This window comes from Nocardia sp. NPDC058658 (assembly GCF_042716665.1).
In the GTDB taxonomy this organism is placed as follows: Bacteria; Actinomycetota; Actinomycetes; order Mycobacteriales; family Mycobacteriaceae; genus Nocardia.
Genome location: NZ_JBHXRR010000012.1, coordinates 1 through 14,064, shown reverse-complemented (window position 1 = coordinate 14,064; position 14,064 = coordinate 1). Strand labels below are relative to the sequence as shown.

16 protein-coding genes are annotated in these 14,064 nt (G+C 67.6%); 13 read left to right on the top strand and 3 right to left on the bottom strand.

The annotated features are described in order from the left end of the window. Window positions 1–27 precede the first annotated feature (27 nt). Genes ACFWUP_RS18445 through ACFWUP_RS18435 form a run of 3 tightly spaced genes read right to left on the bottom strand, consistent with a single transcriptional unit; the run spans window position 28 to window position 1,508 of the window. On the bottom strand, window positions 28–537 hold the full coding sequence (locus ACFWUP_RS18445; RefSeq protein WP_379235752.1) for a nuclear transport factor 2 family protein: 510 nt from the start codon (window positions 535–537) through the stop codon (window positions 28–30). Window positions 538–540: 3 nt separating this feature from the next. After that, on the bottom strand, window positions 541–1,029 hold the full coding sequence (locus tag ACFWUP_RS18440) for a hypothetical protein (protein ID WP_379235750.1): 489 nt from the start codon (window positions 1,027–1,029) through the stop codon (window positions 541–543). A gap of 20 nt (window positions 1,030–1,049) precedes the next feature. After that, window positions 1,050–1,508, bottom strand: coding sequence for a MarR family winged helix-turn-helix transcriptional regulator (locus tag ACFWUP_RS18435; RefSeq protein ID WP_379235748.1), 459 nt, complete (start codon window positions 1,506–1,508; stop codon window positions 1,050–1,052). 300 nt (window positions 1,509–1,808) lie between these two features. Between ACFWUP_RS18435 and ACFWUP_RS18430 the strand changes: the two genes are divergently transcribed. From ACFWUP_RS18430 to ACFWUP_RS18370, 13 genes are all read left to right on the top strand, one after another. Then, entirely contained in the window at window positions 1,809–3,539 is a 1,731-nt protein-coding gene (locus ACFWUP_RS18430) for an acetyl/propionyl/methylcrotonyl-CoA carboxylase subunit alpha (RefSeq protein ID WP_379235746.1), read from the top strand. Window positions 3,540–3,555: 16 nt separating this feature from the next. Continuing rightward, on the top strand, window positions 3,556–4,170 hold the full coding sequence (locus tag ACFWUP_RS18425; RefSeq protein ID WP_379235744.1) for a TcmI family type II polyketide cyclase: 615 nt from the start codon (window positions 3,556–3,558) through the stop codon (window positions 4,168–4,170). Further along, entirely contained in the window at window positions 4,167–5,438 is a 1,272-nt protein-coding gene (locus tag ACFWUP_RS18420; RefSeq protein ID WP_379235742.1) for a beta-ketoacyl-[acyl-carrier-protein] synthase family protein, read from the top strand. The genes ACFWUP_RS18425 and ACFWUP_RS18420 overlap by 4 nt, the downstream gene beginning before the upstream one ends. Then, a complete protein-coding gene (locus ACFWUP_RS18415) occupies window positions 5,435–6,679 on the top strand; it encodes a ketosynthase chain-length factor (protein ID WP_379235740.1) in 1,245 nt (414 codons plus the stop codon). The genes ACFWUP_RS18420 and ACFWUP_RS18415 overlap by 4 nt, the downstream gene beginning before the upstream one ends. After that, the gene (locus ACFWUP_RS18410; RefSeq protein ID WP_379235738.1) at window positions 6,676–6,933 is read left to right on the top strand and encodes an acyl carrier protein; all 258 of its coding nucleotides are present in this window, start codon (window positions 6,676–6,678) and stop codon (window positions 6,931–6,933) included. The genes ACFWUP_RS18415 and ACFWUP_RS18410 overlap by 4 nt, the downstream gene beginning before the upstream one ends. An 11-nt stretch (window positions 6,934–6,944) precedes the next feature. Continuing rightward, window positions 6,945–7,721, top strand: a complete 777-nt coding sequence (fabG, locus tag ACFWUP_RS18405) for a 3-oxoacyl-ACP reductase FabG (RefSeq protein ID WP_379235736.1) — start codon at window positions 6,945–6,947, stop codon at window positions 7,719–7,721. A gap of 13 nt (window positions 7,722–7,734) precedes the next feature. Further along, entirely contained in the window at window positions 7,735–8,685 is a 951-nt protein-coding gene (locus ACFWUP_RS18400; RefSeq protein ID WP_379235734.1) for an aromatase/cyclase, read from the top strand. After that, window positions 8,682–9,536 carry an alpha/beta hydrolase gene (locus ACFWUP_RS18395; RefSeq protein WP_379235732.1) on the top strand — a complete coding sequence of 285 codons (855 nt, stop codon included), beginning with the start codon at window positions 8,682–8,684 and terminating at the stop codon, window positions 9,534–9,536. Before ACFWUP_RS18400 ends, ACFWUP_RS18395 begins: the two co-directional genes overlap by 4 nt. A 92-nt stretch (window positions 9,537–9,628) precedes the next feature. Beyond that, window positions 9,629–11,134, top strand: coding sequence for an acyl-CoA carboxylase subunit beta (locus ACFWUP_RS18390; RefSeq protein ID WP_379236015.1), 1,506 nt, complete (start codon window positions 9,629–9,631; stop codon window positions 11,132–11,134). A 9-nt stretch (window positions 11,135–11,143) separates the two neighbouring features. After that, window positions 11,144–11,308 (top strand): hypothetical protein, encoded by a 165-nt coding sequence (locus tag ACFWUP_RS18385; protein WP_379235730.1) that lies wholly within the window; start codon window positions 11,144–11,146, stop codon window positions 11,306–11,308. A 3-nt stretch (window positions 11,309–11,311) separates the two neighbouring features. Continuing rightward, window positions 11,312–11,704: a lipocalin-like domain-containing protein gene (locus ACFWUP_RS18380; RefSeq protein ID WP_379235728.1), complete on the top strand. Its 393-nt coding sequence runs from the start codon at window positions 11,312–11,314 to the stop codon at window positions 11,702–11,704. Further along, window positions 11,688–12,440, top strand: coding sequence for an SDR family NAD(P)-dependent oxidoreductase (locus ACFWUP_RS18375; RefSeq protein WP_379235726.1), 753 nt, complete (start codon window positions 11,688–11,690; stop codon window positions 12,438–12,440). Before ACFWUP_RS18380 ends, ACFWUP_RS18375 begins: the two co-directional genes overlap by 17 nt. Further along, window positions 12,433–13,974, top strand: coding sequence for a phytoene desaturase family protein (locus ACFWUP_RS18370; protein ID WP_379235724.1), 1,542 nt, complete (start codon window positions 12,433–12,435; stop codon window positions 13,972–13,974). Before ACFWUP_RS18375 ends, ACFWUP_RS18370 begins: the two co-directional genes overlap by 8 nt. The last annotated feature ends 90 nt before the right edge of the window (window positions 13,975–14,064 follow it).

Genomic DNA, 14,064 nt, shown 5'->3' with positions numbered 1-14,064 from the left:
GCCAGGCGAGTCGGCGGCTTCGTCGGGTCAGCTGACCGCGACCACGTTCAGGTTCTCGTCGAACGCGAATCCAGGGGGCGCCTCGCCGGTGCGCAGGATCTTGATGAACTTCATCCGGGCGATCCGCCAGCCGACCGCGGTCCGGCGAACGTCGGCGTCGAGGTAGCCCCAGACCAGCAGCGGCGCCTCACCCGGCACCACGTGCTTGTGGGTGGCGGTGAGATTGAGCCGCACCGCGGCGGTGTCACCGTCGATATCGGCGTGGCAATCGGTGGTGGTGTGATGGGTGGGACCGAACAGGTTGACGACATAGGTCATGTGCGCGGCGATACCCTCGATGCCGCGATAATCCTCGGGCGGCAATTCGAGCAGGACGTCGTCGGTGAAAATGGATTGCGCCCACGCGTCGTCCATTGATTTACGGTCTTCGAAAAAGAAGAAGGTGTCGAACAGCGCCGCGATTTCACGATGGTCGCGCAATTCACGGACTTCTGCTCGCAATGATTCGAGCTCGGCACGGAGAATGGTGTCGTTCATCATTTATCCCTGAGATTCCTCGCTACCCACGGTAGCGGTCGGAGTTTCTGATTTCGGCTTGTCGAAACGGCCGGTGATCCGGAATCCGTCGCGAATGTTGAGTGACATGAGCACGATATTCGTAGCACCGGCGAGGAGTTCTAGCGCTTGCACGCCGTAAAACAGCGGACCGAATTCGTCGCGGCCCGCGAGTACCGCCAGGATGATCGCCGAGGGGATCAGCACGAGCAGTCCGTTGGCCGCGATGAACGGCATGCGGCGTTTCTTGGCGAGGATGGCGGGCATCGTGGAGTCACCGGCCAGCCGGAAGCCGGTGCCGCCGGTCGCGGCGAGGGCGAGGACCAGGATCGGCAGGAACCACGGGATGGTCTGCTTCACCGCGATGATCGCGTCCTTGGAACCACTGAGCTCGCTCACCACGGTCGAGGTCCAGAAGCTGAGGATGGTGAGAAATCCGATCGTGCCCGCGACGGGATGGATGCGGGAGAGCATGGTTTACCTCTCTTCGATGGTCATGTGGTCCGATCGGCCTCGAGGTTGCCGATCGCCTGTCGAACCATGCGGATGAAGTCGTCACCGCGGACGTCGGGGAATCCCGCGGTGGCGATGTCGTTCACCTCCCGGGCGGCGCCGATGAGCGCGGTGCGCAGTCGGCGGGATCGGTCGGTGAGGTAGATCAGCGCGCGCCGGCCGTCTTGCGGGTCGGCGGTGCGCTGGATGAGGCCGTCGCGCTCCATCCGCTTGAGCGTGTGGGCCATCGTCGACTGGTCGATCCTGACCTTCTCGCAGAGCTGCAGCTGCGAGATTCCCTCCTCCTCGTACAGCGCGAGCAGTTGTGCGAACTGACCGGGCACCACGCCGTGCCCGGCGATGCGGTCGCGCAGCGCCTGTTCCATGAGCCGCGCCAGATGGTTGATCACGTACCCCAGGGAGTTGCTCCGATCCATCGGTAGCGTCTCGAGCGGTTCCATTCCCACCTTCCATCGTCATTGATCTGCGGCTGGCTCCAGATTACATGGCAAGCCATGTAAATGCGACCGGTAACCGGACCCCGCCCGACGCGGCGACAGCGCGCGATGGTAGGGCGATCGCGCCCGGTGGGCAACCGCTCGGAGCGAAACCTGAACCGCCCCGGAGGAACTGGATGAAGTCCGCAGAGTGCGTGACTCGCCGTGCACAGCTCCTGAAGATCCCCGGAGGTTCCGTTCATCGCGTGGTGATCTTCGCTGCGCACGATTGGTGAAGCGCCACAACGACTTTCAGGAGACACCGTGCGAAGAGTCTTGATCGCCAACCGCGGTGAGATCGCGGTAAGAATCGCACGAGCGTGCCGTGATGCCGGCCTCGTCGCGGTGGCGGTGTATGCCGATCCCGATCGCGACGCACCGCATGTACGCACCGCCGACGAAGCGTACGCGCTGGGCGGCGAGACCGCGCAGGCCAGCTATCTCAACATCGACGCCGTGCTCGCCGCGGCCCGGGCGGCGGGCGCCGACGCGATCCACCCCGGGTACGGCTTCCTTTCGGAGAACGCCGATTTCGCGACCGCGGTGCTCGCGGCGGGATTGATCTGGATCGGGCCGCCGCCCGCGGTGATCCGCGATCTCGGCGACAAGGTCACCGCCCGCCGGATCGCGCTCGCCGCGGGAGCCCCGATCGTGGCAGGCACGCCCGGCCCGGTCTCGGATGCCGACGAGGTGGTGGCGTTCGCCCGTGCGCACGGCTTGCCGGTCGCCATCAAGGCCGCGTTCGGCGGTGGTGGGCGCGGGCTGAAGGTGGCGCGCACCCTCGCGGAGATCCCGGAGTGTTTCGCCTCGGCGGTCCGCGAGGCCACGGCCGCGTTCGGTCGCGGTGAGTGCTTCGTCGAGCGCTATCTGGACTCACCGCGGCACGTGGAGACGCAGTGTCTCGCCGATGCGGCGGGCACCGTGGTGGTGGTCTCGACCAGGGATTGTTCGCTGCAGCGCCGTCATCAGAAGCTGGTCGAGGAGGCGCCCGCGCCGTTCCTCACGCCGGCGCAGCACAGCGCGCTGGTCGAGTCCTCCAAGGCCATCCTGCGCACCGCGGGCTATCGCGGTGCTGGCACCTGCGAGTTCCTGATCGGCGCGGACGGCACGCTGTCGTTCCTCGAGGTCAACACCCGACTGCAGGTGGAACATCCGGTCTCGGAGGAGGTCACCGGTATCGACCTGGTCCGCGAGCAGCTGCGCATCGCCGCGGGCGGCCTGCTGGACTACCCCGATCCCCCGACGCGCGGTCACTCGATCGAGTTCCGGATCAACTGCGAGGACGCGGGGCGCAATTTCGCGCCGATGCCGGGCACGATCACCGGCTACCGGGCGCCGAGCGGGCCGGGCGTGCGGGTGGATTCCGGCGTCGAGGCGGGAACGACGGTCGGCGCGAACTGGGATTCGTTGCTGGCCAAGCTCATCGTCACCGGCGAGGACCGCACCCAGGCCCTGCAGCGGGCGGCGCGGGCGTTGAGCGAGTTCGAGATCGAGGGCATCGCGACGGTGCTGCCCCTGCATCGCGCGGTGGTCGCCGACCCCGCCTTCACCGATGCACCGTTCCGGGTGCACACCCGCTGGATCGAGACCGAGTTCGACAACACCATCGAGCCCTATCCGAATACCGCTGCGGCAGAGGGCCCTTCACCCACGCCGCGCGAGACGGTGGTGCTCGAGGTGCGCGGCAAGCGGGTCGAGGTGACCCTGCCCGCGCGCGGGCACAAACCGTCGGCGCGGCCGTCGCCCCGCCCGGCCAGGGCCGCCGCCACGACGCCGAGCGGCGATTCACTGACTGCTCCGATGGCCGGAACGCTGGTGAAAGTCGCTGCCGCCGAAGGTGATTCGGTGGCATCGGGCCAGCTCATCGCGGTGATCGAGGCGATGAAGATGGAGCAACCGGTCACCGCGCACAAGGCGGGCACCATCGTCGGCCTGATCACCGACATCGGCACCAGCATCGGCAGCGGCGCCGTGCTGTGCCGGATCCAGAACTGACACCGGAGGAGCCCGGATGCACACGACAGTCACGGTCGCCAGGACGACCACCGCTCGCGATCGCCTGGCCGCCAGGTTCGCCGACTACGACGCCACGGAACCCACGACGGACGCGAAAACCCTTCGCCGCCAACTGTTCCACTACCACGACGACCTGCTCATCCACATCGTCGACACCGACGCTCCCCTGCCCGGTGAGCCCGACGGCCCCGACCTCGGCGCCGACATCACCCCCTTCGACACCACCGCACTGGCGCAGCGCTACTACCACTGGCTGCCCGGCCCCGTCGACCCCGCCATGTTCAGCACCCTGGTCGTCAATCGGCTTGTTCCCGAACGCCGTCCGCAGGTCGCGCAACTGTTCGCCGACTTCGACACCACCGACGTCCCGCATCGCATGGGGACCCGGCGCAGGCAGCTGTTCGCCCTCGGCGGCGTCTATTTCCACCTGCAGGACTTCGAGACCCCCGACGGGGGCGAGGTGATCGAGCAGGCCTGGAAGCAGGCCGACCCCCGTTTCATCCAGATCTGCGACGACCTCGACCCCCTGATCGACAAGTACGACTCGACGACCTGGCGCAAGCCGGCCGACGCGGTCGCCCACCGCTTCTACCACTGGGAGGCACAGTGAACACCCGGCGCGTCGTCATCACCGGCATGGAGGTGATCGCCCCCGGCGGAGTCGGCACCAAGCAGTTCTGGGAACTGCTCACCGCGGGCCGCACCGCCACCCGGCGGATCAGCTTCTTCGATCCCGAACAGTTCCGTTCCAAGGTCGCGGCGGAGGTCGATTTCGACCCCGAACTGCACGGCCTCACGCCCCACGAGATCCAACGTCTCGACCGGGCGGCACAATTCGCGGTCGTCGGTGCCCGCAGCGCGGTGGCCGACAGCGGCCTCGAGTTCGACAGCATCGACCCGTACTCGATCGGCGTGGCGCTCGGCAGCGCGGTCGGCGCGACGATGCGCCTGGAGCAGGACTACCGCGTGATCAGCAATGGCGGACGCCTGGAACTGGTCGACCAGAAGTACGCCGACCAGCACCTCTACCACCACCTGTCCCCCGGCTCGTTCGCCGCCGAGGTGGCCTTCGCAGTCGGCGCCCAGGGCCCGGCGACGGTGGTGTCCTCCGGTTGCACGTCCGGGCTGGATTCGGTCGGTTACGCCGCCCAGCTCATCGCCGAGGGTTCGGTGGACGTGATGGTCACCGGCGCCTCGGACGCGCCGATCTCGCCGATCACCATGGCCTGCTTCGACGCGATCAAAGCGACCACCCCGCGCCACGACGCCCCCGAAACCGCCTCCCGACCCTTCGACGCCTCCCGCACCGGTTTCGTCCTCGGCGAGGGCGCGGCCCTGTTCGTCCTGGAGGAACTGTCCGCGGCCCGGCGGCGCGGCGCGCACATCTACGCCGAGATCGCCGGCTACGCCACCCGCGCGAACGCCTATCACATGACCGGGTTGCGCCCGGACGGCGCCGAAATGGCCGAGGCCATCCGGGTCGCCCTCGATGAGGCGCAACTGCCCGGTGACTCGATCGACTACATCAACGCGCACGGCTCGGGCACCAAGCAGAACGACCGGCACGAAACCGCCGCGTTCAAGCGCAGTCTGGGCTCGCACGCCTACGACACCCCGGTGAGTTCGATCAAGTCGATGGTCGGGCATTCGCTCGGCGCGATCGGCTCCATCGAGATCGCGGCCTCGGTGCTGGCGATCGGCGCCGATGTGGTGCCGCCGACGGCGAACCTGCACACCGCCGACCCCGAATGCGACCTGGACTACGTGCCGATCACCGCTCGCGAACACCGCACCGACACCGTCCTCACGGTGGGCAGCGGTTTCGGCGGGTTCCAGAGCGCGATGGTGCTCACCACCCCGAAGGGAGCCGCGGCATGACCGCAGTACTCGACGACACCCGCGCGGTGGTCACCGGCCTCGGCGTGACCGCACCCAATGGTCTTGGCACCCAGCCCTATTGGGATGCGGTGCGTGCGGGGCGCAGCGGGATCGGGCGACTCACCCGCTTCGATCCGGCGGGCTATCCGGCCACCCTGGCCGGGGAGATCGATGATTTCGATCCCAAGCAGTACCTGCCCAATCGTCTTCTCCCCCAGACAGATCAGGTGACCCGCCTCGCTCTCGTCGCGGCCGAGTGGGCGCTGGCCGATGCCGGCGTCGATACCGAGAAACTCGACGACTTCGACATGGGCGTGCTCACCGCCTCCTCCTCGGGCGGTTTCGAATTCGCGCAGAAGGAGCTCGGCAATCTGTGGAGCCGGGGTAGTCGTTTCGTCAGCGCGTATCAGTCCTTCGCCTGGTTCTACGCGGTCAACAGTGGCCAGATCTCGATTCGTCACGGGATGAAAGGGCCCAGCGGTGTTCTGGTCAGCGATCAGGCAGGCGGGCTCGACGCGATCGCCCACGCGCGCAGGCAGATTCGCAAGGGCACCGCGTTGATGGTGTCGGGCGCGATGGACGCCACGCTGTGCCCGTGGGGGTGGGCGGCGCTGTGGACGAGCGGGCGGTTGCACGCGGGCACCGATCCCTCAGCCGCCTATCTGCCGTTCGACGAGCGGGCGGCGGGCCATGTTCCGGGCGAGGGCGGCGCGATTCTGATCCTCGAATCCGCGGCAGCGGCGGCTGCTCGCGGGGCACGCAGCTATGGCGAGATCGCTGGATACGCGGCAACTTTCGATCCCGCGCCCAACACCGGTCGCGAACCTGCTCTGCGCGCCGCGATCGAGCGGGCGCTGGCCGACTCCGGTCTGGCGGCGAGCGATATCGACGTGGTGTTCGCCGATGCCGCAGGTCTGCCCGAGCACGATCAGATCGAGGCCGACGCGATCAGCGCCGTCTTCGGCCATCGCGGCGTGCCCGTCACCGCACCGAAAACCATGACGGGACGGCTGTATTCGGGTGCGGGCCCCCTCGATGTGGCCACGGCGCTGCTCACCATGTCGACCGGCGAGATCCCGCCGACCATCAACGTCACCCCGAACTCCGACTCGCCGCTGGACCTGGTGGTCGGAGGGGTGCGGCACGCGACGGTGCGTGCCGCGCTCGTCCTGGCCCGCGGCTACGGCGGCTTCAACTCCGCCATGGTCCTCACCGCCCCCGAAGGAAGGGAAATCTCATGACATTCACCCTCGACGACCTGACCCGAATCCTCCTCGAAGGTTCCGGCGAACCCGAGAACGTCGACTTGGACTCCGACATTCTCGACCTCACCTTCGACGACCTCGGCTACGACTCCCTGGCCATGCTCGAGACCGCCAGCCGGGTCGAACGCGAATTCGGGGTCACCCTCGACGATTCGACCGTCATCGAAGCGACCACCCCGCGCACCTTCCTCGACGCGGTCAACGCCCTCCTTCCCGTTCGCACCCCCTGACAGGAGTCGTCATGTCGAAAATGCACGCAGTGGTCACCGGCGCCACCAGCGGAATCGGGCTCGCCGTTGCCCGCTTGCTCGCCACCAACGGACACACCGTCTACCTGGGCGCCCGCACCGCGGAGAACGTCGCCACCACCGTCAAGGAGTTCACCGAGGCGGGCCTCGAGGTGGACGGCAGCGCCGTCGACGTGCGCTCGGGTGAATCGGTGCACGAGTTCGTCGAAGCCGCCACCGCCCGATTCGGCCCGGTCGACGTGCTGGTCAACAACGCGGGCATCAGCGGCGGCGGCGTCACCGCCGATCTGCTCGACGAGATCTGGGACAACGTCATCGACACCAACCTCAACAGCGTCTTCCGGATGACGCGTGAGGTGCTCAACACCGGCGGGATGCGCCACCGCAGCCGCGGCCGGATCATCAATATCGCCTCGACCGCGGGCAAGCAGGGCGTGGTCCTGGGCGCACCCTACTCGGCGTCCAAGCACGGCGTCGTCGGGTTCACGAAGGCACTGGGCAACGAACTCGCCCCGACCGGTATCACCGTCAACGCGGTCTGCCCCGGCTACGTGGAAACACCGATGGCACAACAGGTTCGGCGCAACTACGCGAGCTTGCAGCAGAGCACCGAGGACGCGGTGATGGCGAAGTTCACCGCCAAGATCCCGCTCGGCCGCTACTGCACCCCGGAGGAAGTGGCGGGCCTGGTCGGCTATCTGGCCTCCGATACCGCCGCCTCCATCACCGCCCAGGCGATGAATGTCTGTGGCGGACTCGGGAACTACTGAAAGGGGATCGACCATGTCCGCATCTGTTTCCGTCACCACGACCGGCCGGGCCGAGCACTCGATCGAGATCGCCGCGCCCGCCGACACCGTCTACCGGCTGCTGGCCGAAGTCGAGAACTGGCCACAGCTGTTCCCGCCCACTATCTTCGCCGACTACCTCGACAACGATCCGCGCGAACAGCGCATCCGGATCTGGGCCACCGCCGGTGACAGCGTGAAGCACTGGGTGTCCAAGCGGGTGCTCGACCCCGAGCAGCGGCGCATCGAGTTCCGCCAGGAGGTCAGCAGCCCGCCGGTCGCCGCGATGGGCGGCACCTGGATCATCGAGGAACTCTCGGCGAATCAGAGCAATGTCGTTCTGCTGCACGACTATCAGGCCGTCACCGAAGACAAGCTGGACTGGATCGACCAGGTCGTCGACCGCAATTCGCGCACCGAGCTGGCCGCGTTGAAGCGCAATATCGAACTCGGCGACGCGGGCACCGACGCGACGTTCTCCTTCGAGGACACCGTCGAGGTGGCGGGAACGGCTGCCGATGTGTTCGGGTTCATCAGCGAAGCGCAGCTGTGGCCGGAGCGGCTGCCGCACGTGGCCGGGGTCGAGCTGATCGAACCGGGCCACGGCATCCAGTCTCTCGCGATGGACACCGTGGCGATGGACGGCTCCCAGCACCGCACGATGTCGTATCGAATCATGTTCCCGGACACCATGATCGCCTACAAGCAGCTCACCATGCCGAAGCTGATGACCCTGCACACCGGGTACTGGACGGTGCGGCCGACCGAGGGCGGAGTGACGGTGTCGTCGCAGCACAGCGTGGTGATCAACACCGACAACATCACCGCCGTGCTCGGGCCCGACGCCGACGTGGCGACCGCACGGGAGTACGTGCAGCGGGCGCTGAGCACCAACAGCATGGCGACGTTGCAGCACGCCAAGAAGTTCGCCGAGGAACGGTCGTGAGCTCCGTCGAGGCGAGCGCGGTCCTGTCGCCGGGCGTGCATCGGATCACCCTCGATGCGGCGGGGATTCCGATGTCCGGGCTGCTCAGCACGCCCGCGCTGGCCCTGCCAAGGGCTACCGTGGTCGCCCTGCACGGGGCGGGCATGTCATCGGCGTACTTCCACGGACGCGCCCACCCGGACGTCTCACTGCTCAGCACCGCCACCCGCCTGGGTTACGCGGTGCTGGCACTGGACCGTCCCGGGTACGGCGCGTCCGCCGACGCCCTGCCCGACGGTCAGTCGCTGACGGATCAGGCCTCGACGGTGCGTGCCGCGCTCGCCGACTTCGGCACCGAGAACGAGACCGGCGCGGGAGTGTTTCTGCTCGGACATTCCTTCGGCGGCAAGCTCGCGCTCACCATGGCCGCCGAGGGTGAGTTCGACGGTGTCGACGTCTCGGGTTGCGGTCACCGCTACAACGAGGACACCGAAACCAAGATGTGGCAACGCAATTGGGGTGACCTGCAGTTGTACCCGCCCGGCACCTTCGCGCGGGCGGGTGCGGCGGTGGACTCCACGCCGATCCTGGAACTGGTCGACGCCGCCGCCTGGCCGCAGACCTTCGCCGAACTGGCCGATCGCATCCGGGTTCCGGTGCGGCTCAGCTTCGCCGAACAGGAGAAGTGGTGGCGCACCGACGATGTCGCGCTCGCCGAGCTGTGCGACCTGCTGGCCTCGGCGCCCCGCCGCGGCCTGACCCGGGTCCCCCAGGCCGGCCACAACATCAGTCTGGGCTGGGCGGCGCGGGCGTATCACCTGAGCGCGCTCGCCTTCTTCGAAACCTGCCTGCTCGACCGCGTCGCGGGCTGAGAGAGGACACCGCTGTGACCGAGGAATACACGCTGGGGCTCACCACCGACGGCGACGTGAACCGGATCGACGAGCTACGCCTCCGCAAGGAAATGGCCGAACTCGGGCCCGATCCAGCCGCCACCGAACGTCAGCATGCCAAAGGCAAACTGACTGCCCGCGAACGGATCTCGCTCCTGCTCGACCCGGACTCGTTCACCGAACTCGAACCGCTACGCAGGCATCAGGCGACCGGGTTCGGCCTCGAGCGCAGCAGGCCCTACACCGACGGCGTCGTGGTAGGCTGGGGCACCGTCGAGGGGCGCACCACCTTCGTCTACGCCCACGACTTCCGGATCTTCGGTGGTGCGCTGGGCGAGGCGCACGCCGAAAAGATCCACAAGGTCATGGATTTGGCGATCAGCGCGGGCGCACCGCTGGTGTCGCTCAACGACGGTGCGGGCGCGCGGATCCAAGAAGGTGTGGCCGCGCTGGCCGGTTACGGCGGCATCTTCCGGCGCAATACCGCCGCTTCCGGGGTGATTCCGCAGATCAGCGTCATGCTCGGGCCCTGCGCCGGCGGTGCGGCCTACTCCCCCGCGCTGACCGATTTCGTGCTCATGGTGCGGGGCACCGCGCAGATGTTCATCACCGGACCCGAGGTGGTCACCGCGGTCACGGGCGAATCGGTGACCCTCGACGGGCTCGGCGGTGCCGACATCCACGCCGAGCGTTCGGGCGTCGCACATTTCGTCCACGACGACGAGGCGGCGTGCCTGGCCGATGTGCGCTACCTGCTTTCCTTTCTGCCACAGAACAATCGGGAGCTGCCGCCGGTGGTGGCGACCGATGATCCGGTGGACCGCTCCTGCCCCGCGCTGAGCGAGCTCGTCCCCGACACCGGAACCACGCCCTACGACATCCGCGCGGTGATCGCCGAAATCGTCGACGACGGTGCGTATCTGGAGATCCAGGAACGCTGGGCCGCCAATATCGTCATCGCACTGGCCCGGATGGACGGCCACACCGTCGGTTTCGTCGCCAATCAACCGAACTGTCTGGCAGGCACTCTCGACATCAGCGCCAGCGAGAAGGCCGCCCGCTTCGTCCAGATGTGCGACGCGATGAACATCCCGCTGATCACGCTGCTCGATGTGCCCGGCTTCCTGCCGGGTGTCGGCCAGGAGCACAGCGGCATCATCCGGCACGGCGCGAAACTGCTCTACGCCTACTGCAACGCGACCGTGCCACGGATCTCGATCGTGCTGCGCAAGGCCTACGGCGGCGCCTACATCGTGATGGACTCGCGCAGCGTCGGCGCCGACCTGGCGCTGGCCTGGCCCACCAACGAAATCGCGGTGATGGGTGCGCAGGGCGCGGCGAATGTGGTGTTCCGCAAGCAGATCGCCGCCGCCGACGATCCCGACGCGGCCAGGACCGAACTCGTCGCCCGTTACGCCCGCGAGCTGATGCATCCCTACTACGCCGCCGAGCGCGGGTTGGTCGACGACGTGATCGACCCGGCCGACACCCGCTCGATCCTCATCCGCTCGCTGAACATGTTGCGCGCCAAGCACTCCGAACCGCCGGTGCGCAAACACGGCAACCCACCCCAGTAGGAGGAACTCATGTCCGATTCGGTAGCTCTGGTCGATTCCGAGATCGAGCTGAGCGAGGAGATGCTGGCCGCCGTCGCCGCCGTCCTACTGACCTACGACGAGCCAGAACTCCTATCGACGCGTCGAATTACCCGACCCCACGCCCGGTTTCGCGATCCGCGTGGCTGGCGCTAGCCCATGCCCGAGCCCGACGACCTGATCGGCACCTGGCAGCTCGCGTCGTTCCACGACACCGATCCCACGGGCACGCCCACACCAGGCCCACTCGGCGCCGAGCCCGCCGGTTTCCTCACCTACACCGCCTCCGGGCACCTCTCCGTCGCCATGATGCGCACCGCCCCAGGTGAACCCGCGTTCATGGGCTACGCGGGCACCTGGCGCATCGACGACGGGGTGCTGCGCCATCGCATCCTCGTCTGCTCACGCACCGACTGGGTCGGCGAGGAACAAGTCCGCATCGCCGAGTTGACCGACGGTCTGCTCACCATCCGCACCACCCCCGACAACGGCCGCATCGTGCAATGGCGCAGGGCCGAGGCAACACAGGAGAAGCATGCGATTCGAAGGTAAGACCGCTCTGATCACCGGATCGAGCGAAGGCATCGGCTACGCCATCGCGGCGGCACTCGTGGCCGAAGGTGCCACAGTGGTGCTCACCGGGCGCCGCGAGAAGGAACTCGCCGAGGCGGCGGGCACGCTGGACGCGGCCTGGATCAGCGGCGACATCGCCGACCCGGACACCGCACACCGCGCCGTCGACCACGCGGTCGCGCAGTTCGGCGGGCTCGACCTACTGGTGTGCAATGCGGGCATTCTCATTCCCGGCGTGATTTTCGCCCAGCCGATGGACGAGGTGAACCGGATCATCGACGTCAATCTGCGCGGCACCATCGCCACGGTCGCCGCGGCGGCGCCCGTGCTGGCCAAGCAGGCCGGATCGTCGATCGCGGTCATCTCCTCCTCCATCGGCCGCAAACCGGGACCCGGCACCGGCATCTACGGCGCCACCAAGGCCGCCCTGCAGTACCTCGTCCCGACCTGGGCAAGCGAGTTGGGCCCCATGGGAATTCGGGTCAACGGCGTGTGTGCGGGTATCACCGAGACCCCCGGGTTCCGTGCGGGCGCCGAGGCGATTCCCGGGCTCGAGGAAGGCGTCGTCGCCACGAACGTGATCAAGCGCATCGCGACCGCCGCGGAGGTCGCGGCACCGGTACTCACCCTGCTCGACTCCGCCGGTGCCGGTTTCGTCACCGGCTCGATCTGGGACATCGACGGCGGCTACGGACTCGGAGCACACCATGGATGAATACGACGTGATCGTCGTCGGCGCGGGCCACAACGGCCTGACCGCCGCTGCCTACCTCGCCAAGGCGGGGCTGGATGTTGTTGTGCTGGAAGCGAAATCGGAGATCGGCGGCGGTGTCGTCAGCGAGGCGGTGACCCTGCCCGGTCACCAGCACGACCTGCACGCCGCCGCGCACATCTTCATCCACGGCAACCCGATGATCCTCGACGACGAACTCGGCCTGCTCAGCGAGCACGGGCTGAGCTACGTCTACCCCGACCCCAGCATGTCGGTGGTGTTCGAAGACGACGACTTCATCGCCTTCTATCACGACGTCCACAAGACGGCCGAGACGATCGCCCGGATCTCACCGGTCGACGCCGAGAACTACTTGCGTTTCTACGAATTCGCCAGTCCCCTGCTCGACCAACTGCTGCCGGCGATGTTCAATCCGCCCGCCCCGCTCGGCGCGCTGTTCGCGCAACTGGAACAGTCCGAGATCGGCCAGGAGACCATGCGGGTGCTCATGATGAGCTACCTCGACGTCTGCCACGAGTGGTTCGTGCACCCGAAAGTCAAAGCGGCCCTGTGCCGTTGGGTGTCGGAACTGCTGATCTCCCCCGACGAGGGCGGCACCGGCGCGTTCCTGCTGCTGATGGTGCCGTTCATCCACCGCTACGGCATGGGTTTCGCGGTGGGCGGCTCGCAGTCGCTGTCCGACGCGCTGGCCGCCGCACTGCGCGGCTACGGCGGCACCATCCACACCGGCGCCAAGGTCGAGCAGTTCCACTTCGACGGCGACCGGGTCAGCGGGGTGCGCTGCGCCGACGGCGCCGAGTTCACCGCCCGCCGCGCGGTGCTGGCGAACCTCAATATCAAGCAGCTGCCCGCCATGGTGGAGCACCGGTTCGGTGCCGAGTGGGCGCGCAAGGTCGACCGCATCAAATCGGCCAGTTTCCGCTTGGTCGCCGGTCATCTCGTGCTGAGTGAGGCGCCCGAATTCCGGGCCGGGCCCGAGGTCACCGAGGCCGGTTTCCAGGAGGTCGCCCTCGACCTGCCCGACCTGCTGCGCACCTTCGACACGCTCAAATACGGCGAACCGGTGCACACCATCCCGACGGTCTCGACCGCCACCCGCTGGGACCCGACCAGGGCGCCCGACGGCCATCACACCCTCTACCTGCTCGGGTACGCGCCGATGGAGCTGGCCGAAGGCGATTGGGACAGCCGCAAGGAGGAGATCTTCGACCAGGTCTTCGCCACGTTCGCGGGCATGACCACCAACATCGGTCCCGATCAGGTGCTCTCGCGGGTGGTGCACAGCCCGCTGGACATGGCGCGCTACAACGAGGCGTGGGTGGACGGCGATCCCGGGCACTTCGGCTGCCAGCTGTTCCAGTTCATGGGAATGCGACCGCTGCCGAACATGGGCTACCGGCTGCCCGCCGAGGGTTTCTACCTCGTCGGACCGTCCACCCATCCCGGCCAGGGCGTCACCGGCGGTGCCAGAGCCGCAGCACTGGCCGTCCTCGGCGATCTGGGGGTCGGCGCATGAGTTTCCTGAGTCAACCCCTACGCTGCAATCAGCTGTTTTTCGGGCTCGTGCCGGGCAGGGTTGTAAGCGGTTTCAGTGCGCCAGCACGCC